Below are 22,766 nucleotides of genomic sequence, written 5' to 3' on the forward strand. Positions count from 1 at the left end.
TGATGGGCTACGACGACACATTTTCTTGCCTGGCGTAACGCTGCCCGGGTCCCTTTTTAGTCCCTTTGCTCCATTGACTTTCTTCACAGCGCCTTCAACGCGCCTTCGCACCATGGCCAACAGACTTTCACAGATCGCAACCCGCACCGGCGACAACGGCACCACCGGCCTGGGCGACAACACACGCGTGTCCAAGGACAGCCTGCGCGTTCACGCCATGGGCGACGTTGATGAATTGAACTCGCACATCGGTGTGCTGCTCTGCGAAGAACTGCCGGCTGGCGTGCGCGAGCTGCTGGTGGAGGTGCAGCACCAGCTCTTCAACCTGGGCGGCGAGCTGTCCATTCCCGGCTTTGAGCTGCTCAAGCCCGAGGCCGTGGCACTGCTCGACGAGGCGCTGGCCGAACACAACGCCACGCTGCCGCGCCTGGCCGAGTTCATCCTGCCCGCCGGTTCGCGCGCCGCCTCGCTGGCCCATGTGTGCCGCACCGTGGCGCGCCGCGCCGAACGCGCCGTGGTGGCGCTGGGCGCCGCCGAGCCCCTGAAGGAGGCACCGCGCCAGTACCTCAATCGCCTCAGCGATTTGTTGTTTGTGCTGTCGCGCGTGTTGAACCGCATGAATGGCGGCGATGACGTGTATTGGAAGAGCGAACGCATGGCACGCGCTACCGAGTAGACACTCAAAAACCCCTCCTGGCGTTGTTGCGCCGCCTTGCCGTACTGGTGTACTGTCTGCGGCGACGCGCCTAGCCAGGACCGCTTCGCTGGGCTTTGTGAGCGTCTATTGATCCGGCACTGTGGGCCTGCTACTACGCGGGCGCTTGGCCCTGTTTACACGCTGATGCCGCATCCCTAAGATGCCCTGACCAATAACTGAACAGGGGGAATCCATGGACACCGCACAAGTAGGCAGCTGGATGGAACAGGCGCAGCCTATCCTGGTCGCCTTCGGCCTCAAGGTCATAGGCGCGATCGCCGTCTTCATCATCGGGCGCTGGCTCATCCACCTGGTGACGCGGCTGGTCGGTGCGGCCATGACGCGCCAGGAAATCGACCCCACGGTGCAGCGTTACCTGGTGAGCTTCATCACCGTCGCGCTCAACATCGTGCTGGTCGTCGCCATCCTCGGCTACTTCGGCGTGGAGACCACGAGCTTCGCCGCACTGGTGGCCGGCGCGGGCGTGGCCATAGGCGCGGCCTGGAGCGGCCTGCTCAGCAACTTCGCCGCGGGCATCTTTTTGCTGGTGCTGCGGCCTTATAAAGTGGGCGAATATGTGAGCGCCGGCGGGGTCGAGGGAACGGTACTGGAGATCGGCCTGTTCGGCACCGGCATCAACACGCCCGACAACGTCAAGACCGTGGTGGGCAACGCCAAGATCATGGGCGGCGACATCAAGAATTACACGGCCAACCCCTACCGCCGCGTCGAACTCGTCGCGCAGCTGGCCGGCACGGCCGACATCCACAAGGCCATCGCCTTGCTCAAGGATGCCGTCGCCAAGGTTGCCAACACGACGAAGACCCCCGCGGTGGACGTGGAGATCCTGGAGTTCAACGAATTCGGGCCCAAGCTCGCGGTGCGCCCCTATTGCCACACCGACCACTACTGGCAGGTTTATTTCGACACCAATATGGCGATTGCCGACACCCTGGGCGCGGCCGGCTTCCCGGTGGCGACGCGGCCGGTCAAGGTCTACCCGGTTTGAGTGATCACCCCTATCGGACGCTCGCTGCGCGTAGCGCCTTTTCCCCTTCCAGGGGACGGGCGCCTTGCGGCCGGCAAAGCCGGACCGCGGCCCCCGCTGGCGGGCGCATTCTGTGAGCGGCTCTAGATGTCATAGCTCGCGGCGCCCGGCTCATCGCTCAAGGTCTTCTCGACCACCGCGCGGTTCAGCGTGGGCGCGAAGGATTCGATAAACGCATAGACATAGCCGCGCAGGTAACCACCGCGGCGCACCGCCAGCTTGGTGAGATTGATGCCGAACAGCGCGCCCGCGTCGAGCGCGCGCAGGGCTGTGTCGCGCTCGGCCTCATAGGCGATGGAGGCCACGATGCCGACACCCATGCCCAGTTGCACATAGGTCTTGATCACGTCGGCGTCCATGGCCGTCAGCACGATGTTGGGCGACAGGCCGCGCTGCGTGAAAGCGCCGTCGATGTGCGAGCGGCCGGTGAAGCCGGTGTCGTAGGTGATCAGCGCGAAGCGCGCCAGGCTCTCCAGCGTGAGCGGGCCGTCCAGCAGCGCGTGGCCGGGCGGCACGATGACCGAATGCGTCCAGCGGTAGCAGGGCAGGGCGACGAGTTCGGGGTAGTCGTTGAGCGCCTCGGTGGCGATGCCCACGTCGACCTCGCCCGACATCAGCATGTCGGCCACCTGTTTGGGCGAGCCCTGGTGCAGGTGCAGTTTCACATTGGGGAACTGGCTGCGGAACTCCTGCACCGCGGACGGTAGCGCATAACGCGCCTGCGAGTGCGTGGCGGCAATCGACAGCAGGCCGCTTTGCTGGGCCATGAATTCCTGGCCGGCTTTTTTCAGGTTGCTGCTCTCCAGCAGCAGGCGTTCGATGATGGGCAGCACATGGGCGCCCGGCTCGGTCAGGCCCGTCAGGCGCTTGCCGGCGCGCACAAAGAGTTCAATGCCGAGTTCTTCCTCGAGTTCGCGTATCTGCCGGCTGACCCCGGGCTGCGAGGTGTGCAGGGCATTGGCCACGTCGGTCAGGTTGAAATTGCATCGCACGGCCTCGCGCATGGAACGCAGCTGCTGGAAATTCATGGTGGCGAAGGCGCGCGGCGCGCGGTGTTGAAGAAGTCAAAACACCGGATTGTGGGCAGCCGTTCTTATTTGGGGAACGACGGATTAGTTCGTTTTAAATCACTAAAACATCCTAAGGGCCGTGTTCGAGCGAATACGGACCAGCCCTAGACCCGCGTCAGCATGCGCTCCGGCAGCCAGCCGGAGAAGGCGGGCAGCAGCGCGTTGATGCGCTGCACGGCCTCGTCCTGGCAGAACTGGCGCGCGACCAGCTGGAATATTTCGCCGCGCAGCAGCCACAGCTGCTGCGCGGTATAGGCCTCTTCGATGCGCCAGCGCATGCGTTCGCACATAGGCCCTTCACATCGGTGCAGCGCATCCTGAACCAGAAACCGCAAGGACTCCAGCTGCTGCTTGGGGGCTTCCCCGGTGCTCTCATGCAGCCAGCTGTGCAGCGACTTTTTCCATGCCATGGCGGTTTTCACTTGTGGATGGGCGCTGATGCGGCGGGGGATTGAGAAGGCCGGCGTTCAGCGCGCGAAGCGGCCTTCACGGTCCACGATGGAGAGGTCCGCGAACTCCAGGCCGGTATGGTCTTCGGGGCCGAAGCTCACCTCCAGCCCGCCCAGGTCGAAACGCTTCATGCCTTCCAGGGCCGCCAGCAGCGTCTCGCGCGTGGGGTTCTTGCCGGCGCGCCGCAGGCCTTCCACCAGCACCTTGGCGGCGGCATAGCCTTCCAGGATGGCGGGCGACAGTGCGATCTTTTTGGCCTTGGCCAGTTCCGTGGCTTCCTGCACCATCGTGTAGGCATAAGAACGCTCGGATGGATAGACCTGCGTGACGATGACGCCGCGCGCGTGTTCGCCCAGCGCCTTGACGAAGCCCGCCGAGGCATTGTTGGACAAGGTCACCACACGCACGGAGGTCTTGGCGGCGCGCAGGGCCTTCACCCCTTCGGCCACGGCGTTGGCCGACCCTATCCACAGCACGGCTTGCGCATCGCTTGCCAGGATGGGCGGGACGAGCTGGCTGTAGTCCGGCTTGCTGCGGTCGGCTTTGAGGACCACCGTGGGTTTCAGCTTTGCCTGCGTGAAGCCCTTGTTGGCGCCTTCCAGGCCGTCACGGCCGAAGGAGTCGTCCGCATGCACCAGCGCGATGCGCTGTATGCCCAGCGTGTGCAGGTGCTCGATGGCTTTCTCGGCTTCGCGCTGGTAGGTCGCGCGCACATTGAAGACATAACGGTTCACCGGCTGGTGCAGCACCATCGCCCCGGTGGAAGGGCCCACCAGCGGCATGTGGTTGGCCAGCAGCACCGGCAGCACGGCTTCGGTAGGAGGCGTGCCGCGCGTCAGGAAAAGGGCGATCGCGCCACGCTCGGCCAGCTGCTGCGCGTTCTCGCTGGCCAGCTTGGGATCGAATTTGTCGTCCAGCGACACCAGTTCCAGCTGCCGGCCCGCGATCCCGCCCTTGGCGTTCACCGCGTCCAGCCACAGGCGGGCACCCTCCGTGTTCTCCTTGACGCCCGCAGCGACGGGGCCGGTGAAACCGGCTGTCTGGCCGATCAGGATCTGTGCCTGCCCCGCGCCACACAAGACGGCTAATAGCGCCGCGACCCATCGTTTTACGTTTTTCGTGTCCATTTGTTACCTTTCAGCCTAATTGAGCCGAACGATACGAAGGAGCACTCATAAGATCAAATACGAGATGGAAGGGCTTTCAAGATAAAAAAAATATGGAGCAGCCCTGGGGTGCAAGCCTCAATCACGTGGCCGGCGTAAGCTACTGTATTGTTTTTAAAAGGGAAAACTCCTGGGCAACCCAGACAGGGGTGCTTGACGAGTACCACCATGCGGACCCACCCAGGGGCCACAACCGGGGTGGCCGTGCGGAGTCCGTAATTCGTTTCAATAAGTAACTTGGCGCATGGACAGGCATCAAAGCCGGCGCGCCGTCACCCCATGTAGACCCTGAACCGCGTCACTCCGGCCGCAGCATCGCCATCGTGATGCGCGAGACGCACGTCAGCTCGCCCGCATCGTTGTGCAGGTCTATCTGCCAGACCTGGGTGCTGCGGCCTATGTGCACAGGCCGCGTGATGCCGGTGACCCAGCCGCTGGTCGTGCCCTTGAGGTGGTTGGCATTGATGTCCAGCCCCACGGCGCGGTGGCCTGCGGGCGCCGCAAAGGCCGCGCCGCAGGAGCCCAGGGTCTCGGCCAGCGCCACCGATACGCCGCCGTGCAGCAAACCATAGGGTTGCACCGTGCGGCGATCCACCGGCACCCGCGCGCGTATGAAGTCGTCCCCGACCTCGAGGAACTCGATGCCCAGGTGCGTCACCGCGGTATCGGCGTTGGCGGCGGTGAGTAGTTCTACAGAGATGGGCTGCTTCCAGATGCGCATGATGTTGGGCTTCCACGGGATGTTGGTCTCCCCACTATACGGTTGCGGCCTACAAGAGGTGGGCAGCTTGTCGCCTCGGCAAGCACCGCGCCCGGGCCTAAGCTGACAGGCATGAGAGACATGCTTCGATGACACGCGCGAACAAGTGGCTGCTGGGACTGGGCGTCGCGGTGCTCGGTGTGGGCGCGACGTGGGTCGCCCTGCTGCGCTGGCTGCCGTCCGACGAGGAGCTGGCCCGCCGCGCCTCGGTGGAGCTGGAGGCCCGGCTGGGCACCAAGGTGCGCGTGGGCGCACTGCACTGGCGTTTGTTTCCCTCGCTCGCGGTGGTGATGGAAGACGCAGCCACCGAGCAGCCCCAGCCCATCCTGATCAAAAAACTCACGGCCTATCCCGATGTGCTCGCGCTGTTGCAGCGCCGCATCAAGATAGACCGGGCCGACCTGGAGGGCGCGGTAGTCCCCCAACTCTCGCTGCGTGGCCTGGGCAGCGGGCGCGAGAAAGACGAGGCGGCGGCCGAAGAACTGCCGCTGGCGCGCTTTGTGTTCCGCGACGTGACATGGATCTCGCGGCGCGGCATTGCAGTGGTGTACGACGGAGAGGTCGATTTCGACCCGGGCTGGCGTCCGCGCAAGGCCGAGTTGCGCCGGCCGGGCTTCAGGCCGGCCACGGATCTGGCGCTGACCCGCCAGGGCCAGGAGGACCGCTGGGCCGCACGCATTCATGTCGGCGGGGGCACGGCGGATGGCGAAATCAGGCTTGACTTCCGCGCCGGCGGCCGCATGCACCTGCAAGGTGAGCTGCAGCCGAAGGACGTCGAGGTCGAAAGCATGCTGGCCGCCTTCAACCGCCGCTCCATCATCGCAGGCAAGGCCTCGGGCGAAACCACGTTGTCGGCCAACGGCGATACGGTGGGAGAGCTGGCGCGGTCGCTGCACACGCAGACGCCCTTCACCATCGGCAAGTCCACCTTGCTGCGCTTTGACCTGGACAAGGCGGTGCGCAGCGCCGGCAAGGAGCACGACGGCCAGACGCCGCTCGATTCGGTCACCGGCCGGCTCGACACCCAGAACACGCCGCAGGGCATGGTAGTCACGTACACGGACCTCAAGGCGGCATCAGGCTCGCTGACCGCGTCGGGCCAGGCCAAGGTCGCCAACCGCCGGATCGAGGCCGAGTTCGCCGTCGACCTGGTGGACGGCATTGTCGGTGTCCCGCTCAGCGTCAGCGGCCCGCTGGACAACGTCGCATTCTCCGTGCCCAAGGGCGCCATCGCGGGCGCCGTGGTCGGCACGGCCGTATTGCCGGGCGTGGGCACCGCCATAGGCGCGCGTGTAGGTGCCACGCTGGGCAAGATCTTCAGCCCGGGGCCGGCGCCGCCCGCGTCCGCGCCACCGCCGGCCCGCGCGGCCAAGCCTCCCGCCAAGGCCCGTTGAGCACCTGGGAGGGGTGGATACCCTGTCCCGCCCCAATGCCTTTGCAAGCCCGCGCAGGCGGCAAACGCGTAAAATCGCCCCTGAATCCCGAGCGCCATTTGTAAGCCCTCGCTTTTGCACGGGCTCACCAGCGGCAACGATCCCGCACCATCCATCAAGGCCCTTGACATGCCACAGCAGCTACACGTCGTGCCCACGCCACTGGAACGAGCGCTTGACCAGAACGAGTCGGTGAAAGACACCGTGGAACAGTCGGCCGCCGAACTGCTGGTGATCAACACGGTGCTCAAACAGGAAGTCCCGCCGCATGTGCAGACCGGCGACGTGGCCCAGGCACTGAAAAAAACCGACGCGCTGGAAACCCGCATCCAGGAATCCGCCGAAGACCTGGCCCAGGTCAACGAGGTGCTGGAGCAGCAGATCGATGAACGCGCCGACCTGGAGCGCGAACTCAGGGCCACCAAAGCCGCCCTGGCCAAGGCCACCGGCCAGTCTCCGGCACGGTAAGCGCGCAGCGCGCCGGGCCCTGCCCCGGCTTCACGCCGTCACAGCGCGGTCATCGCTGTGTCATCCATTTGTCAGGGTTTCTACCTAGAATCCTTGAGAGTTAAACGATTTACCTGCTGCTCTGCGCGTCGCCGCGCCGACTGGCGGGCCGTTTTTAGCCCGCAAGGCCGCACGGCCTTGTCCTCTCCGGCTTCACGGCCGTCCCCCTTTTGTTTTGGAGATTCGCGATGTTTCGCCGCCGCTTCCTTTCGTTCGCCCCTCAACTGGCTGCCCTTGCCGCTGCCCCCGCTTTCATCCGCAATGCCTATGCCCAGGACGGCCTGACCGCCAAGGCCATCACCATCGGCTGCACTGGCGCGACCAGCGGCCCGCTGGCTGGGGTGGGCGCCGAACTCAAACAAGGCGTGGACGCCGCCATGGGCCAGATCAACGCCAAGGGCGGTGTGAACGGCCGTACGCTGCAGTTCCAGATGATGGACGACGCCTATGTGCCGCAGCGCAGCGCCGACAACGTCAAGAAGATGATCGGCGACGGCAGCATTTTTGCGCTGATGTCCTGTATCGGCACGCCCAACAACACCGCCATCGTGCCGCTGATTGAAGAGTCCAACCTGCCTTACGTCGGCCCGCGCTCGGGCGCTTCGTCGCTGCGCAAGCCCGGCATGCGCAACGTGTTCCATGTGCGCGCCAGCTATACCGAAGAAACCCAGCGCCTGGTGCAGCGCATCGTGAGCATGGGCATCAAGGACCTGGCTGTGGTCTACCTGGACAACGACTACGGCAAGGAAGTGTTGATCGACGTCAACCGCGCGCTGCAGGCGCAGGGTGCGAAGGCCGCGGTCCAGGCGGCACTGGCCGTTGACGGCAAGAACCTCAATGACGTCGTCGGCCAGGTCGTCGCGGGCAAACCCGGCGCTGTGTTGCTGGGCACCGCCGGGTCGGCGTCCGTCGGCCTGATTGCCGCGCTCAAGAAGGCTTCGCCCATGCTGCCCATCGCGGGCCTGAGTGTCACGCTGGCGGGCGACGGCATCAAGGCGCTGGGCGCGGCCGGTTCCGGCCTGGCGCTGACCATGGTGTTTCCCGACCCGTACCGCGCCAAGCTGCAGGTCGTCCGCGACTACCAGGCCGCCATGCGCGCCACCGGCCAGCAGGAGTTCTCGCCTGTCAGCTTTGAGAGTTACATCAATACTTTGGTCATGGCCGAGGGCCTGGAGCGCGCCGGCCGCGAGGTGACGCGCGCCAAGCTGCGCAATGCACTGGCCGGCCTGCAGAAGTTCGACCTCGGCGGTTTCAGCGTCGATTACGCCGCGCCGCCGTTCGCGGGCTCGAAGTTCGTGGAGCTCGGCGTGCTGGGCGCCGGCGGCCGTTTTATCGGTTAAACCCGGCACGCTGGGCTTAAAAAGGCCCGGCCGGTCCCATGGACTGGCCGGGCCTTTGCCATTTCCGGCTTTCGGCCAGACCAACGGCAGCGCGGCGTCGCCCAGCGGACAGGCCTGCGGCGGGTGATCATTTAGACTTAAAGTATTCGGCCGCCACGCGGCCGTTGTCCTGTATGGGGTCCGCGCGGCCCCGTCTTTTCTTTGGCCCGCCTGGCCGTCCCCACTCCGGAGATATTCGCGATGTTTCGCCGCCGCTTTCTTTCGTTCGCCCCTCAATTGGCCGCCCTCGCCGCCGCTCCCGCTTTCATCCGTACTGCCCACGCCCAGGAAGGCCTGAGCGCCAAAGCCGTCACCATCGGCTCTTCAGGCGCGCTGAGCGGCCCGCTGGCCGGCTTCGGCGCCGACCTCAAGCTCGGCGTGGAGGCCGCCATGGGCCAGATCAACGCCAAGGGCGGCGTGAACGGCCGCGTGCTGCAGTTCCAGATGGTGGATGACGCCTATGTGCCGCAACGCACCTCGGACAACGTCAAAAAAATGATAGGCGACGGCAGCGTCTTCGCGCTGATGTCCTGCATAGGCACGCCCAACAACGCGGCCATCGTGCCGCTGATCGAAGAGTCCAACCTGCCTTACGTCGCGCCGCTGACCGGTGCCTCCTCGCTGCGCAAGCAAGGCATGCGCAATGTGTTCCACGTGCGCGCCAGCTACACCGACGAAACCCAGCGCCTGGTGCAAAAGCTCGTGGGCATGGGCATCAAGGACCTGGCCATCGTCTACCTGGACAACGGCTTCGGCAAGGAAGTGCTGGCCGACGCCTTGCTGGCGCTGCAGGCCCAGGGCGCCAAGGCGGCCGCGCAGGTCGCGCTGGCCACCGACGGCAAGAACCTCAATGAGGTCGTGAGCCAGGTCAGCGCCGCCAAGCCCGGCGCCGTGCTGCTGGGCACGGCGGGCGCCGCCTCGGTGGGCCTGATAGCCGCGCTCAAGAAGTCCTCGCCCATGCTGCCGGTGGCGGGCCTGAGCGTCACGCTGACCGCCGACGGCCTCAAGGGGCTGGGCGCCGCCGCTTCGGGCCTGGCGTTGACCATGGTGTTCCCCGATCCCTACCGCGCCAAGTCCCAGGTGGTGCGCGACTACCAGGCCGCCATGCGCGCCATCGGCCAGCAGGAGTTCTCGCTGGGCAGCCTGGAGAGCTACGTCAACACCCGCGTGCTGGCCGAGGGCCTGGAGCGCGCCGGCCGCGACGTGACGCGCGCCAAGCTGCGCACCGCGCTGGGCAGCGTGCAGAAGTTCGACCTGGGTGGTTTTAGCGTGGACTACGCCCCCGCATCGCCCTTTGTTGGTTCCAAATTTGTGGACCTCGGCGTGCTCGGCGCCGCGGGGCGCTTTCTGGGCTGATTCCGCTACGGCATTCGTGAAAAAGCCCCGGCTGGTGCATGACCAGCCGGGGCTTTTTTTATGGGAGCCGGCTTAGCGTTTTCGATTCAGCAGCGCGTACAGCAGGATGGCGCCGAAGGTCGCCGTGCCTATGCCGCCCAGCGCGAACTGGCCGAAGCGCAGCGTGAAGTCGCCCGTGCCCAGCACCAGCGTGATGGCCGCGACGATGAGGTTTTTGTTGTCCGAAAAGTCCACCTTGTTGTCGACCCAGATTTTGGCGCCGGCCACGGCGATCAGGCCGAACACCACGATGCTCACGCCGCCCATCACCGGCAGCGGGATGGCCTGGATCAGCGCGCCGAACTTGGGGCTGAAGCCCAGCACCACGGCGATCAGCGCCGCCACCACGAAGACGGCGGTCGAGTAGATCTTGGTCGCAGCCATCACGCCGATGTTTTCCGCATACGTCGTCACACCCGTGCCGCCTGCCGTGCCCGAGACCATAGTGGCCACGCCGTCGCCGATAAAGGCCCGGCCCATGTAGGCGTCCAGGTTTTTGCCGGTCATGGCCGTCACTGCCTTGATGTGGCCCAGGTTTTCCGCCACCAGGATGATGGCCACCGGCGCGATCAGCAGCATGGCGCCCGCCTCGAACACCGGCGCCGTGAAGCCCGGCAGGCCGACCCAGGCCGCATTGGCGATGCCCGAGAGGTCCATAGGCTTGCCCAGCCCCAGGCCGTTGGTCAGCACGGCGTAGATCACGCTGGCGACGATCAGCCCGACCAGGATCAGCAGGCGCTGCACCATGCCGCGCGTCATTACCGCCACCAGGGCCACGCTGACAAAGGTCACCAGCTGCATCCACGCATCAAAGTTGCCGGCGGCCATGTTCTTGACCGGAATGCCGGCCAGGTTCAGGCCGATCACCGCCACCACCGCGCCCGTGACCACGGGCGGCATGAAGCGCTCTATCCAGCCCGTGCCTATGGACTGCACCACCACGCCGATCAGCGTGTACAGCGCGCCGCAGGCGATGATGCCGCCCAGCGCCACGCCCAGGTTGGCGTTGGGACCCTTGCCGGCATAGGCCGTGGCGGCGATCACCACGCCGATAAAGGCAAAGCTGGAGCCCAGGTAGCTGGGCACCTTGCCGCCGGTGACGATGAAGAAAATCAGCGTGCCGATGCCGCTCATGAGGATGGCGATGTTGGGATCGAAACCCATCAGGATGGGCGCCAGCACCGTGGCGCCGAACATCGCGATCACGTGCTGCACGCCCATCACCGCGGTCTGCGGCCAGGGCAGGCGTTCGTCGGGGCCAATGACGCCGCCCTGTTGCAGGATCGCGCTGCTTTTTTCGGTCCAGTCCAGCATTCCCATCATGTCTCCTCGTTATAAAAGTGAGGCAATGCTAGGGGGAATGCGCGTCTCGCACAAGAGCGGGTGTTCGCGACGGGCGGCTTTTCGGTGGGACCGTTCAACCCGGGTATGAAACCGTGTACAACCGTTAGCCCAACAGGTTGCGCCAGCGACTCTCAGGGCACTTTGGCCGCCAGATCCAGCAGAAAGCTTCGCACCAGTGGTGGTGCAGGTGAACGCCGCCGAATAGCCGTAAATCGGGACACCAGTGACATGCGCCCCGGCAAGAGTTCCACCAGGTCACCCCGTTCCACCCAGTGCGCTGCGTAATGCGCAGGCAAAAAACCAATACACCCTGCCGAAAGGATGAGGATGGCTTGTGCCTCCACATTGTCAACAGTGAATGCAGCGGCTTCCACCTTTAGCAAATCGAGGTCTTTACGCCTGAGGTATCCACGGGCTACGACGCGTTCGCTGCGGATACGCAGCATCAAGCTCTTGACAGAAACAGATTCGCCATCAAGAACCGCATGGCCGGCACTGCAGTAAAGGCCGTGCGGTTCGTCATACAAGGGTGTTCCGGTCAAGCCTGCCACCTGGAATGGAAAATGGCCAATGGCCAGATGCAGGCGGCCACTCAATACCCGCTGTTCAAGTTCGCTCGGGGATCCCACATAGACATGCACACCAACATCTTTGCCGCGTGCCAGGAACCGCTGCATTGCGAGTTTCAACGGAGAGGTGGTGTCAGTCACCGTGTTATCAATAAGCCCTAGATTCAAGGTGCCGGTGAGGGTCTTTTTGAGCTGATCGGCTTCCAGTCGAAAAATATCGATTGCTCCAAGCAATCGTTGCGACGCATCATGGATGGCACGCCCCTGATCGGTCAGGCGAAATCCACCCCTGCCACGCTCGCACAGTCTGGCGCCCAGGCGCACCTCCAGTTGGCTGATCTGCATGCTGATCGTCGATTGACCCACATTCAGCTCGGCCTGCGCGGCCGACAGTCCCCCGCAACGAACCACAGCGTCAAAGACGCGTAACAACCGTAGATCGACTTCGTGCAACTGCTTCATGGGTCCAGACCTTATTGGGTTTCGCAGCTATATGGAGCCCCAATTTAATGCAATGCACCAAATTGGAAACTTCAATGTGTACCGATGTGATCTTCAAATACTCGCTATTTTATCGATTCAACTTCTCTCCTACATTGGTCCCATAGCGAGCGAGCAAAGCCGCGAAAGTTCTTGAAAAGAAAGACCAATATGTCTGACAACGCGTACGACCAGGGTCGCCTTGACCTGCCCTTTGTGGGTCACTGCACCTTCGCCAAATCACGCCCCTGCACCGACTGGGATCACATTGATGCGGATGTGGCGGTGCTGGGGGCACCCAATGACATGGGCACCCAGTGGCGGCCCGGTGCGCGCTTTGGACCCCGGGGCATCCGCGAAGCATCCACCCTCTTTTCTTTCGGCCATGGTGGCGCCTACGACCATGAGGATGACACCATGTACCTGACGCAAGACCAGGTGCGCATGGTGGATGTTGGCGATGCCGATATCGTGCATACCGACCAGGTCAAGAGCAACGCCAACATTGAACGTGCAGTACGCAAGATACTTGAAAAAGGCGCCATGCCCGTAGTGCTAGGTGGCGACCACTCTATCCATGCGCCCGTTATGCGGGCCTTTGAAGGGCGTGGACCGATTCACATCCTGCATGTGGATGCCCATCTGGACTTTGTCGACGAACGCCATGGCGTTCGGTATGGCCACGGCAACCCATTGCGCCGGGCTTCCGAAATGGCGCACGTGGTCGGCATGACCCAAATCGGCATCCGCAACGTCTCCTCTTCCAACCGGGACGACTACGACGCCGCCCGTGAAGCCGGCTCCACCATCCTGTCGGTGCGCCAGGTCCGCCAATTGGGAACGGCCGGCGTGCTGGCCCGGATTCCGGAAGGAGTCTCCTACTACCTCACCATTGACATTGATGGCTTTGATCCTTCGATTGCGCCTGGCACCGGAACCCCGAGCCATGGCGGCTTTCTGTACTACGAGATACTGGAAATCATCCGAGCACTTGCGCTGCGCAGTGGCGGGCGCATTGTTGGTATGGACCTGGTGGAAGTTGCCCCGGCTTATGACCCGGCGGGCGTTACCTCCATCCTGGCGGCACAACTATTGCTCAACAGCATCGGCTTCATTTTTCATGCCCGAAACCGGTTGGCTGATTGACGTATTTCGCTTCTGACTCTACATCCACCCATTCTTCACCCTTCATCAACCTCAGGAAATCGCCATGAAAACGCCACGTCGTCACTTTGTCCGTTGGTCCATTGCTGCCACCATCCTTGCAGGCTGCGGCTTTTTGTCGTCCCATGCCATCGCGGGCAGTTTGCTCGACGAACTGAAAAGCAGGAAGCAAATCGTTGTCGGTACCGAAGCGCAGTTCGCTCCTTTCGAGTACGTGAATGACGGCAAGATCGTCGGCTATGGACCTGACCTTATGAACCTGATCCTGGCCGACCTGCCGGGCGTGGCCGTCAAGCAACTCGACTTGCCTTTTCAAGGCATCCTGCCCGGACTGGCTGCCAAGCGGTTTGACTTTGTCATCACGTCTGTGACGATGACAAAAGAACGTGCTGACAAGTTCGCCTTCACCCTGCCGATTGCAGACGCGACCGTCTCGCTGGTCAAGCGCAAGGCGGATGCAGCATTGGCCAAACCGGACGACATCAGTGGCAAGGTGGTGGGCTCGCAAGCGGGATCGGCACAGCTCAAGGCGCTGCAGTCGTTTGACGCCAAATTGAAGGCAGCCGGTCGTCCCGGCGTGAAGGAAATCCGGGAATACACCGGCTTTGATGAGGCGTACGCAGACCTCACCGCCGGCCGCCTGGATGCGGTTGCACAAAGTCTGTCCAATCTCTCCACACTGGTGAAGACACGTGGCGACCTGTATGCCGTAGTGCCCGAATCCATCGGAGCCAAAACCTACTTTGGCTGGGTCGGACGCAAGGATGCCGAAAGCGCGTCCCTGGTGAAATTCTTCAATGACGGCATCGCCAAGGCGGCGCGTTCCGGCAAGCTCAAGGAACTCCAACTGAAGTGGTTCGGCTTCACCATGGACACTCCGGTGGATGCAGTGCCGGTTCCATCGATGTGAAGGCAATCGGTTTTTAGCCGTTAGTACCCCCCATGCTCACAGATACCACCCTGGGTGCTCGCTTGTTGGGCTACTTGCCGCGACTGGCTGAGGGTGCGGCCACCACATTGGGCCTCTCGCTGGTGGCCATCGTCTGTGGTTTTGCAATGGGGGCGGCCCTGCTGGGCCTCTCCTTGCGCCCCGGCCTGTTGGGGTTGCGCCAGCGGACCGTGGCGCTTTACGTGAGCTTTTTTCGGGGGACACCCCTGCTGGTGCAGTTGCTGATGCTCTTCTACCTGCCATCGGCGCTCGGTGTTGACCTGCCTCCGCCCCTGGCGGCCATGATGGCCCTGGGCCTCAACTCGGCAGCCTTTCAATGTGAGATATTAAGAGCCGGTTTGGCGGCCATTCCGCATGGTCAGATAGAGGCGGCCAGAGTCTTCGGACTCACACCCCGGCAGACCTTCAGCCAGATCCAGTTGCCGCAGATCGCTGTGGCCGTCTGGCCCACGCTGGTTTCAGAAGCCATTGACGTGCTCAAAGGTTCCGCCATTGTTTCGGTCATTGCCGTTACCGATCTGGCCCGCATCGGCCGCCAGATCGTCGCCGGCAATTTCCGGCCACTGGAGGTTTACCTTGCAGTTGCCGTCAGCTATTTGCTGCTGGCGCTGCTGCTTGTCGCTGCAGGCTGGGTCGTCAAACGTAAGCTGGCCGAACGGCGGTTCAGACCGGTCAGCAATGCAATTCTCGCATCGCCGTTCGGGGGGTCGCCTACATGATCGATTTCGATCTCATACAGAGCATTCTCCCTGCCTTCGGCGTTGCTGCGTGGCATACCGTGGTGCTGGTGCTGATTGCAGCCGTTGGCGGATTGCTGCTGGGATTCGGCCTCAACATGCTGCGCATCTTTGGCGGTCGGAAAGTCCGCGCCATTCTGCTCGTCTACACCAGCGTATTGCGCTTCACGCCGTTCCTGGCCCTACTCTTTATCGTCTATTTTGGATTGCCGGGTCTGGGCATTACGCTGTCACCGCTGCAGGCTGCCGCAATCACATTGGCGGTGTATAGCTCGGCCTATTTCGCTGAAATTTTCCGTAGCTGCTGGGACACCATTCCCAAAGGTCAACTGGAAGCCGCTGCAACCTTGGGCATCAGTCGCTTCAAGGCATTTCGCGTCATTGAAATGCCCCAGGCGCTGGCCATGAGCGTGCCGCTGCTGGCCAACCAAACCATTTTGGTGCTCAAGGAATCGGCCCTGGCGTCCATCATTACCTACCCGGAATTGACCATGGCGACGGGTCACATTGTTGCCGAGAAATTCGCCTATTTCGAGCCCTATCTGCTGCTCTCCGCTTGCTATTGGTTGATGACCTTGCTCATCGGCGCAGCCGGTCGCCGGCTGGGAGCGGCTTTCCCTGCAAACCCCAGGAGTCCCCGATGAATCATTCCTTGCCCATGATCGCAATGCGAGAGGTTGGAAAGTCGTTCGGCACGCACCGGGTCCTGCGCGGCATCAATCTTGAAGTGCATCGTGGCGAAGTGCTGGTGCTGATTGGCCCATCGGGCTCCGGCAAGACCACGGCCTTGCGCTGCATGAACTTTCTGGATGAGCACGACGAAGGGGAAGTCCTGATCCGGGGAACGCCGCTGGGTGTGCGTCAAATGCAGGACGGTCGCCGGGTGCGTGACAGTGAGCGTGAAATCGCAGCCGCGCGCGCACCGCTGGCCATGGTGTTTCAGCAGTTCAATCTGTGGCCGCACATGACGGCATTGGGCAACGTGATGGCCCCGCTGCTTCTGGCAAGAGGCCTCGGCGAAGTGCGGGCACGGCAGATGGCCATGGCGGCACTGGACCGGGTCGGTCTGACTGCCAAGGCAGATCTGCGTCCGGCAGCCCTGAGCGGTGGCCAGCAGCAACGTGTTGGCATTGCCCGTGCCCTGGCCGGTCAACCGCAAGTGATGCTGCTGGATGAACCTACTTCCGCGCTGGACCCCGAGTTGGTTGATGAGGTGCTGGAAGTCATTCTCTCGCTCTCGCGCGATGGCATGACCATGGTGATGGTCACACACGAAATGAGTTTCGCGGCGCAAGTGGCCAGCCGCATCGCCTTCATGGAAAAAGGCGAACTGGTGGCGGTTGGGACGGCCGATGAAATCATCCGGCGTCCTGCGCACCCGCGGATACAGACATTTCTGGCGCCGTGGGTGAGACGAAGTTTGCCGATCACCTGATATTGGGCTCAATCTGAAGCCCGGCGCGTTGCGCCACTCCCAAGTGCCGGCGATTGCCTCTGGTCAAGTGCGTTTGCACTTTGGTGCCGACATCGCGGTTCGACGGCTGATCCTTGGATGTTTGGCACCAGTGGCCGGTATCAGGAGGTCAATTTCAACTTCGGCAGGACCGCTTTCGCTGTACTGCAGGCGCTCAAGCGGGATCCGTTTACCGGCTGGGTTGGGCCCCCTTGCGGGTCGCCGTGACCGACCACTGACGGCGACTCCACGCGATCCAATTGGGTTTCCAGAAAGCTGCCGCTTTTTCAGGGCGAGTTTTCAAAAACAAAAAAGGACCAGCACCCTCGTCAGGCCAGGAATGCGGCCACCTGCCTCAGCACCTCGTCGTCCTTGAGGATCTTGCGGTGGCCCAGGCCTTCGGTGGCCAGCAGGCGCGCGCCGGCGATGGCTTCGGTATAGGCCACGCCGTCGGCGAAGCGGTTGATGCTGTCCTGCCGGTCATGCACCACCAGCGTGGGCAGGCTGATGCGTGGGCCGACCGCCGCGGGCTCGAACTGCGGCATCAAAATGCCTTCGCGCGCCTCGATGCGCCGTTGCATGGCCGCGCGCGTGGATTCGCGCAGGCCGAACACGTGCGCGAACAGCCGCGTGTATTCGAGCGGCGAGGCCGGCGGTGCCAGCAGCACCAGGCGGCCGGCCGCCAGCCCGCGGCTGGCCGCATACGCGCCGGCATTGGCCGCCAGCGAATGCGCCACTACCGCGCGCAGGGTGTGGCCCTGCTGCAGCAGCCGCGCCGTCACGTACTCGAGCACGCGCGCGAACTGCGGCAGGTTGGTGACCGAACCGCTGCTGCGCCCGTGCGCCGGCATTTCAATAATGACCGGCCGCAGGCCTTGCGCACTCAAGACCTCCGCCAGTGCCAGCATCTGTCCGGCATGCCCGCCCCAGCCGTGCACCAGCAGCACCACCGGGCCGGCCGGCGCGATGGGGCGGCTGTACATCGTCACGCTGGCGTCTTCAAAAGGCCATTGCTCAATGTGCCAGTCGGGGCTCCACTTTCTGCGGCGGCTCACCCACTTGGGCGGTAGCGGCGTGCCGAACAGGCGGTAAGCCGCGCGCACGGCCAGCGACGGCCACAGTTGCTGCGAAGCGCCCAGGCCCCAGCGGAAGATGCGCGTCAGGGGGCTGGCGTTGTAAAAGGCCGTGGTGGCCTGCAGGGAGGTGCGTGTCATGGCGGTTTCCTTTTTCTTCTGGATGTCAGTACCAGATCCAGTCTTCGTTGCTGCGCGGCAAACTGCGTAGCGAAGCCAGAACCGCCCTCACGGTGCGAACGCCAAGAAATACGCCTAAACCGATGATCAGGATCAACATGATTTCCTCATTTCTCCGCACAGTCGTGCGAAATTAAAAGTTACCCAAACACTGAAAAAAGCACTGCTGCCTCTTTCGCCTTGCCTTGTCTCTTATTTGTTGGTGATTGCCTCTGTCTGGTAGCTCTTGATCAGGCGCTCCCAGGATGCCTGAGCCCGTTCCGCCGCGCGTGGGTCGCGCAGAAAACGGGCATCGTGCAGCATCCCCATGGCAATGCTGCTGATTTCCATGACCAGCTGTTCCGCATCGGTGTCGGCCTTCAGTTGACCGGCCTCCATGGCCTGCAGCACGGTGCGCCGCAACGAGGCGCGCCAGCGGGTGACCTCGCCGAACAGCAGGTCGCGCAACTCGCCTTCCCGGTCGTCCAGCTCAAAGGCGCCCGCAGTGTAAATACAGCCCGACTTGGCCTCGACATCGCGCGTACGCACAATCCAGCGCTGCACGATGGTCTCCAGCCGCGGCAAGCCCTTGGGCTGCTGCATGGCGGGCACGAACACATCGGCAATGAAACGTCGGCCGAATTCTTCAATCACGGCCTTTTGCAAAGCCTCGCGCGAGCCGATGCGCGAAAACACGCCGCTCTTGGAAAGACCGATGCGGTCCGCCACTGCCTGCAAGGTGATAGCCTCCAGGCCGTCCGCCGCGGCCAGGTCAATGCCGGCGCCAATGATGGCGGCGCGGGTCATTTCGCTTTTCTGGGTTTTGGCGTCCATGGCGCGAATATTAGCACGATTGTGCGAAATGGCAATCCCGTCCTGGAATCTCGGTTTTTAGCCTTCTAGCAGGCTGCAATGCAGTCGATCTCAATGTCAAAGTGCCCTGGCCAGGCGGGCACGCAGACAAAAATCCGGGCCGGCGGGTCTTTGGGAAAGTACCGGGCGTAAATCGTATTGACTGCCGCGAACTTCTCGACCGAGGTGCAATAAACGTTGCACTTCAACACCTTGCCCAGCGAGGAGCCCGCCGTCTCCAGGCAAAGTTTCATCTGCTCCAGCACCAGCTCGGTCTGGCGTTCAAGGGAGGCATTGATGATGACTTCGCCCGTGGCCGGGTCAAACGGCGGCAGGCCGGAGACATAAACCGTGTCGCGATGGCGCGTCATCACCGAAGTGGGCGCCTTCCATCGCTCCAGCCAGGTGGAAAGGGGCTCGACGCGAATAACTTCTTTGGCCATGGCGGTGTTCCGGGTGGAGTTGCGGGTACTGCTGCCTTTGTACCCCGCAAGGGCACGGCCATGCTTCGCGACAGGACGAAGCATAGCTGCCGCTAACGGCGGCGCCTGGCAGGCGTGGCCGGCTTCTTGGGCAGCAGCCCCACAGCCGCCCTGGCCAGGGCGTCGGCTTCGCGGTTGCGGTGGCGTGGTATCCACACCAACCGCGCTGACGTGAAGGACCGCAACTCGGTACGCACCTCGTCAAACAGCGGGACCAGGCGTAAAAAGGGTTCGAGGGCGGTCCCGGACAGCTGTTTCACGACCACACTGTTGTCGCAATGAATCACCAGCGCGGCCGCGCCTCGCTGTTTGGCTTCCCGCAGCGCTGCCATCAGCGCGCGCAGTTCCGCCTCGTTGTTGCAGCCCCGCCCCTCGGCCAGGGCGGACAGCGAATGCCGCGTGCCGTCAGGCGCAGTGAGCACCGCGCCCAGGCCCATGCGGCCGGGGTTGGGCACGGCGCTGCCGTCGCAGTGGATCGTCCAGGCTTCTTCGGTCAATAAACAGTTCCAGGCGAATGGCGACATCCGCATGCCGCCGATTTTCATGGTCGGGTCCAGCAATATAAGCCACGGCCTTCACGCCTTTCGGTCAGCCTCCGCTCCGACTTGGTTTATGGTTGCGCCATGTTCCAGATACGCCACTACCAGAACTGGCTGCAGGCCACACGCGGCCTGTCCTTCGACAACTACGACGCGCTGTGGCGCTGGTCGGTCAGCGACCTCGACGCCTTCTGGCAAAGCATCTGGGATTACTTCGAGGTCCAGTCGCCCACGCCGCACACGGCCGTGCTGGGCCGGCGCACCATGCCCGGGGCTGAATGGTTTCCCGGCGCGCAGGGCAATTACGCGCAGCAGGTGTTCCGCCATGCGGCCGCGGCCGAAGCGGCGGGCGTGCCCGCCATCCTGAGCCACGGCGAAGCCAGCCTGGCGAAGGGCGAGGCGGCGCGCGAACTCGGCTGGGCCGAGATGCGCCGCCAGGCGGCCTCGCTGGCCCTGCACTTCCAGGCCCAGGGCGTGCAGCCCGGCGACCGCGTGGCCGCCTACCTGCCCAACACGCCCGAAACCATGGTTGCCTTTCTCGCCACGGTCAGCCTGGGCGCCGTCTGGAGCGTCTGCGCGCCCGACATGGGCACGCCCGCCGTGCTGGACCGCTTTCGCCAGATTGCGCCCAAGGTGCTGATCGCCTGCAACGGTGTGCATTACGGCGGGCGCGACATGGCGCGCGGCGAGGCAGTGGCCGAACTGGTTGCGGCCCTGCCCAGCGTCACGCATGTGCTCATTCACGAGATTCTTCCGGTCTCGGATGTGCCGGCATGCCACGCGAATTTCGCGCAGGCCGTCGCGCGCGACGACGCCCAGACCAAAGCCTTCGAGCCGCTGTGGTTGCCCTTCGACCACCCGCTGTGGATCGTCTATTCCAGCGGCACCACCGGCCTGCCCAAACCCATCGTCCACGGCCATGGCGGCGTGGCCTTGGTGGGGCTGGCGCTGCTGCGCCTGCACAACGACCTGGCACCCAGTTATGCCGACCCGGCCAATCCAGAACGCTTTCACTGGTACAGCTCCACCGGCTGGATCATGTGGAACGTACAGGCCGCCAGCCTGCTCAATGGCACCACCTGTTGCATCTACGACGGCAACCCGGCCGGCACGAACAAGGACAAGCCCGACTGGACCACCTTGTGGCGCTTTGTCGCGAACACCCGCGCGACCTTCTTCGGCGCGGGCGCGGCCTTCTTTGCCAACTGCATGAAGGCGGGTATTGACATTGCGCAATGCGGAGACCTGAGCCGGCTGCGCACCCTGGGAACCACCGGCTCCCCGCTGAGCGAGGACACACAGCGCTGGGGCACAGCGCAATTCGCAAAGATTGGAAACCCCGACATCTGGTGGTGCAATATTTCAGGCGGCACGGACTTCGCTGGCGCTTTCATTGGCGGCAACCGCGAGCTGCCCGTCGTCCCCGGCGAAATGCAATGCCGCATCCTCGGCTGCGCCGTCGAGGCCTGGAACGACAAGGGCGAATCCGTCGTCGATGAGGTCGGCGAGCTGGTCTGCACGCAGCCGCTGCCGTCCATGCCGCTCTACTTCGTCGGCGACAAAGACAATCAGCGCTACCTCGCAAGCTACTTCGACACCTACCCCGGTGTCTGGCGGCATGGCGACTGGCTCAAGGTCACGCCCTCGGGCAGCTGCATCATCTACGGCCGCAGCGACGCCACCATCAACCGCCACGGCCTGCGCATGGGCACCAGCGAGCTCTACAGCGCCATCGAGGCGCTGCCCGAGGTGCTGGACTCCATGGTGGTCGACCTCGAATACCTGGGCCGCGAAAGTTATATGCCGCTCTTCGTTGTGCTGCGTCCCGGCCAGGCACTGGATGAGGCGATGAAGGCCAAACTCAACCAGGCCGTCAAGACCGCGCTGTCGCCGCGCTTTGTGCCAAACGAGATCTTTGCCGTGCCCGAAATTCCGCGCACGCTCTCCGGCAAGAAGCAGGAGCTGCCGATCAAGAAGCTGCTGCTGGGCCAGCCGCTCGAGAAAGTGCTGAACCGCGATGCGATGGCCAACCCCGCTTGCCTGGACTGGTATGTGGCCTTTGCGCGCCAGCGTGCCGGGAAGCCGTCAAACCCGCTGGCGTAGCCACAGCGCCAGGTCCGTCATGACCCGCAGGCCTACCGGCGACACCGCCGTGAAATGAATACAGGCATGAATCGCCTCCGGGTAGTGCCGGTGCGCCACCTGCACGCCGGCCGAGGCCACGCGCTGTGCGAGGGCGTGGCCTTCGTCGCGCAGCGGGTCATGGCCCATGGTGGCCACCCAGGTGGCGGGAAGGCTGGCCAGGCCGCCTGAGTCCAGCAAGGCAAAGTCGGGGTGCTTGTCCGCATCGGGCTGCTTGCCGAGGTAGCTGGCCATAAACCACCGCATCACGTCCATGGTGAGAAATTTGCCTTCGTTCTCCGGGTAGGAGGCGCTGGGCTGGCTGGGGTGCTGCGCCACCGGGTAGATCAGGCCCAGGGCACGGACGGCCCTTGCGTTGACGCGGCGCGCTGCGACCAGCACGAGTTGCGCGCCGGCGCTGTCGCCGGCCACCGCGATGCGGCCGGCGTCGCCGCCCAGCGCGGCGGGGTTCGTGAGCACCCAGCGCAAGGCGGCCTCGACGTCGTCCGGCGCGGCGGGAAAGGGATGTTCGGGCGCCAGCCGGTAGTCCACCGCCACGACCAGCATGCCGCTGTGGTGGCACAGCGTGCGGCAGACCTTGTCATGGGTCTCCAGGTCGCCTATGACAAAACCGCCGCCATGTGCGTAGAGCAGCACGGGCCAGGGGCCTGGGGCGTCGGGGCTGTATGTGCGCAGGCACAGCGGGCCGCCCGGTCCGGGGAAGCTGATGTCTTTCACCTTCCCGATGGCCGGGGCCGGCAGGCCCAATGTGTCGGCAAGTTCGCGGTAAACCTGCCGCGCGATGGCCGGCGGCAGGCTTTCCAGCGGCGGGTTGCCCTGCGCGGCGGCCTGGGCCAGAAAGCCGGCCAGGCCAGGGTCCATATCGGCCGTCTCCAGCACCGGCTTCACAACAGAATTCATTCGAGAGTCTCCTCGTGG

The 22,766-nt window shown here is 63.9% G+C and carries 23 protein-coding genes; 12 read left to right on the forward strand and 11 right to left on the reverse strand.

Going from position 1 to position 22,766, the window contains the following annotated elements:
• Window positions 1–112 precede the first annotated feature (112 nt).
• Both AC1D1F_RS11310 and AC1D1F_RS11315 read left to right on the forward strand, forming a co-directional pair.
• Window positions 113–676: a cob(I)yrinic acid a,c-diamide adenosyltransferase gene (locus AC1D1F_RS11310; RefSeq protein WP_477675619.1), complete on the forward strand. Its 564-nt coding sequence runs from the start codon at window positions 113–115 to the stop codon at window positions 674–676.
• Window positions 677–890: 214 nt separating this feature from the next.
• Window positions 891–1,706, forward strand: coding sequence for a mechanosensitive ion channel family protein (locus tag AC1D1F_RS11315; RefSeq protein ID WP_477675618.1), 816 nt, complete (start codon window positions 891–893; stop codon window positions 1,704–1,706).
• Window positions 1,707–1,828: 122 nt separating this feature from the next.
• On the opposite strand, the gene AC1D1F_RS11320 is transcribed toward AC1D1F_RS11315, so the two are convergent.
• The 4 genes from AC1D1F_RS11320 to AC1D1F_RS11335 all read right to left on the reverse strand — a co-directional run bounded on the left by AC1D1F_RS11320 (window position 1,829) and on the right by AC1D1F_RS11335 (window position 5,152).
• On the reverse strand, window positions 1,829–2,773 hold the full coding sequence (locus AC1D1F_RS11320) for a CysB family HTH-type transcriptional regulator (RefSeq protein ID WP_477696129.1): 945 nt from the start codon (window positions 2,771–2,773) through the stop codon (window positions 1,829–1,831).
• 146 nt (window positions 2,774–2,919) lie between these two features.
• Window positions 2,920–3,225, reverse strand: a complete 306-nt coding sequence (locus AC1D1F_RS11325) for a hypothetical protein (RefSeq protein ID WP_477675617.1) — start codon at window positions 3,223–3,225, stop codon at window positions 2,920–2,922.
• Window positions 3,226–3,282: 57 nt separating this feature from the next.
• Window positions 3,283–4,392: an ABC transporter substrate-binding protein gene (locus AC1D1F_RS11330; RefSeq protein ID WP_477675616.1), complete on the reverse strand. Its 1,110-nt coding sequence runs from the start codon at window positions 4,390–4,392 to the stop codon at window positions 3,283–3,285.
• 337 nt (window positions 4,393–4,729) lie between these two features.
• Window positions 4,730–5,152: a hotdog fold thioesterase gene (locus AC1D1F_RS11335; RefSeq protein WP_477675615.1), complete on the reverse strand. Its 423-nt coding sequence runs from the start codon at window positions 5,150–5,152 to the stop codon at window positions 4,730–4,732.
• A 128-nt stretch (window positions 5,153–5,280) separates the two neighbouring features.
• Between AC1D1F_RS11335 and AC1D1F_RS11340 the strand changes: the two genes are divergently transcribed.
• The 4 genes from AC1D1F_RS11340 (at window position 5,281) to AC1D1F_RS11355 (ending at window position 9,866) form a co-directional block, all read left to right on the forward strand.
• Window positions 5,281–6,585: a hypothetical protein gene (locus AC1D1F_RS11340; protein ID WP_477696128.1), complete on the forward strand. Its 1,305-nt coding sequence runs from the start codon at window positions 5,281–5,283 to the stop codon at window positions 6,583–6,585.
• A 168-nt stretch (window positions 6,586–6,753) separates the two neighbouring features.
• Complete coding sequence (locus AC1D1F_RS11345) at window positions 6,754–7,092, forward strand: hypothetical protein (RefSeq protein ID WP_477654477.1); 339 nt, start codon at window positions 6,754–6,756, stop codon at window positions 7,090–7,092.
• 227 nt (window positions 7,093–7,319) lie between these two features.
• Entirely contained in the window at window positions 7,320–8,471 is a 1,152-nt protein-coding gene (locus AC1D1F_RS11350) for an ABC transporter substrate-binding protein (RefSeq protein ID WP_477696127.1), read from the forward strand.
• A gap of 240 nt (window positions 8,472–8,711) precedes the next feature.
• Window positions 8,712–9,866 (forward strand): ABC transporter substrate-binding protein, encoded by a 1,155-nt coding sequence (locus AC1D1F_RS11355; RefSeq protein WP_477678868.1) that lies wholly within the window; start codon window positions 8,712–8,714, stop codon window positions 9,864–9,866.
• Window positions 9,867–9,938: 72 nt separating this feature from the next.
• Here AC1D1F_RS11355 and AC1D1F_RS11360 read toward each other — a convergent pair whose 3' ends face one another.
• Both AC1D1F_RS11360 and AC1D1F_RS11365 read right to left on the reverse strand, forming a co-directional pair.
• Window positions 9,939–11,225 carry a solute carrier family 23 protein gene (locus tag AC1D1F_RS11360; RefSeq protein ID WP_477678867.1) on the reverse strand — a complete coding sequence of 429 codons (1,287 nt, stop codon included), beginning with the start codon at window positions 11,223–11,225 and terminating at the stop codon, window positions 9,939–9,941.
• Between the two features lie 155 nt (window positions 11,226–11,380).
• The gene (locus tag AC1D1F_RS11365) at window positions 11,381–12,280 is read right to left on the reverse strand and encodes a LysR family transcriptional regulator (RefSeq protein ID WP_477678866.1); all 900 of its coding nucleotides are present in this window, start codon (window positions 12,278–12,280) and stop codon (window positions 11,381–11,383) included.
• Window positions 12,281–12,469: 189 nt separating this feature from the next.
• On the opposite strand from AC1D1F_RS11365, the gene speB reads away from it, so the two are divergent.
• From speB to AC1D1F_RS11390, 5 genes are all read left to right on the forward strand, one after another.
• On the forward strand, window positions 12,470–13,444 hold the full coding sequence (gene speB / locus AC1D1F_RS11370; protein WP_477679365.1) for an agmatinase: 975 nt from the start codon (window positions 12,470–12,472) through the stop codon (window positions 13,442–13,444).
• Window positions 13,445–13,508: 64 nt separating this feature from the next.
• The gene (locus tag AC1D1F_RS11375; protein WP_477679035.1) at window positions 13,509–14,372 is read left to right on the forward strand and encodes a transporter substrate-binding domain-containing protein; all 864 of its coding nucleotides are present in this window, start codon (window positions 13,509–13,511) and stop codon (window positions 14,370–14,372) included.
• A gap of 32 nt (window positions 14,373–14,404) precedes the next feature.
• Window positions 14,405–15,130: an amino acid ABC transporter permease gene (locus AC1D1F_RS11380; RefSeq protein WP_477679032.1), complete on the forward strand. Its 726-nt coding sequence runs from the start codon at window positions 14,405–14,407 to the stop codon at window positions 15,128–15,130.
• Complete coding sequence (locus AC1D1F_RS11385; RefSeq protein WP_477679033.1) at window positions 15,127–15,792, forward strand: amino acid ABC transporter permease; 666 nt, start codon at window positions 15,127–15,129, stop codon at window positions 15,790–15,792. The genes AC1D1F_RS11380 and AC1D1F_RS11385 overlap by 4 nt, the downstream gene beginning before the upstream one ends.
• Window positions 15,789–16,583, forward strand: a complete 795-nt coding sequence (locus AC1D1F_RS11390; protein ID WP_477696126.1) for an amino acid ABC transporter ATP-binding protein — start codon at window positions 15,789–15,791, stop codon at window positions 16,581–16,583. The genes AC1D1F_RS11385 and AC1D1F_RS11390 overlap by 4 nt, the downstream gene beginning before the upstream one ends.
• 347 nt (window positions 16,584–16,930) lie before the next feature.
• Here the strand turns inward: AC1D1F_RS11390 and AC1D1F_RS11395 are convergent, their stop codons facing one another.
• The 4 genes from AC1D1F_RS11395 to AC1D1F_RS11410 form a co-directional block, all read right to left on the reverse strand.
• Window positions 16,931–17,815 (reverse strand): alpha/beta hydrolase, encoded by an 885-nt coding sequence (locus tag AC1D1F_RS11395; RefSeq protein ID WP_477675181.1) that lies wholly within the window; start codon window positions 17,813–17,815, stop codon window positions 16,931–16,933.
• Between the two features lie 231 nt (window positions 17,816–18,046).
• Window positions 18,047–18,667 carry a TetR/AcrR family transcriptional regulator gene (locus AC1D1F_RS11400; protein WP_477675182.1) on the reverse strand — a complete coding sequence of 207 codons (621 nt, stop codon included), beginning with the start codon at window positions 18,665–18,667 and terminating at the stop codon, window positions 18,047–18,049.
• 65 nt (window positions 18,668–18,732) lie between these two features.
• Window positions 18,733–19,128: a RidA family protein gene (locus tag AC1D1F_RS11405; RefSeq protein ID WP_477675183.1), complete on the reverse strand. Its 396-nt coding sequence runs from the start codon at window positions 19,126–19,128 to the stop codon at window positions 18,733–18,735.
• A 92-nt stretch (window positions 19,129–19,220) separates the two neighbouring features.
• A complete protein-coding gene (locus AC1D1F_RS11410) occupies window positions 19,221–19,664 on the reverse strand; it encodes a ribonuclease HI family protein (protein ID WP_477700725.1) in 444 nt (147 codons plus the stop codon).
• Window positions 19,665–19,790: 126 nt separating this feature from the next.
• On the opposite strand from AC1D1F_RS11410, the gene AC1D1F_RS11415 reads away from it, so the two are divergent.
• Complete coding sequence (locus tag AC1D1F_RS11415; protein WP_477675184.1) at window positions 19,791–21,809, forward strand: acetoacetate--CoA ligase; 2,019 nt, start codon at window positions 19,791–19,793, stop codon at window positions 21,807–21,809.
• On the opposite strand, the gene AC1D1F_RS11420 is transcribed toward AC1D1F_RS11415, so the two are convergent.
• Window positions 21,792–22,748: an alpha/beta hydrolase gene (locus AC1D1F_RS11420; RefSeq protein ID WP_477675185.1), complete on the reverse strand. Its 957-nt coding sequence runs from the start codon at window positions 22,746–22,748 to the stop codon at window positions 21,792–21,794. The two genes, AC1D1F_RS11415 and AC1D1F_RS11420, sit on opposite strands and share 18 nt — an antisense overlap.
• Window positions 22,749–22,766: the final 18 nt, after the last annotated feature.

This window comes from Polaromonas sp. P1_H6 (assembly GCF_056405195.1).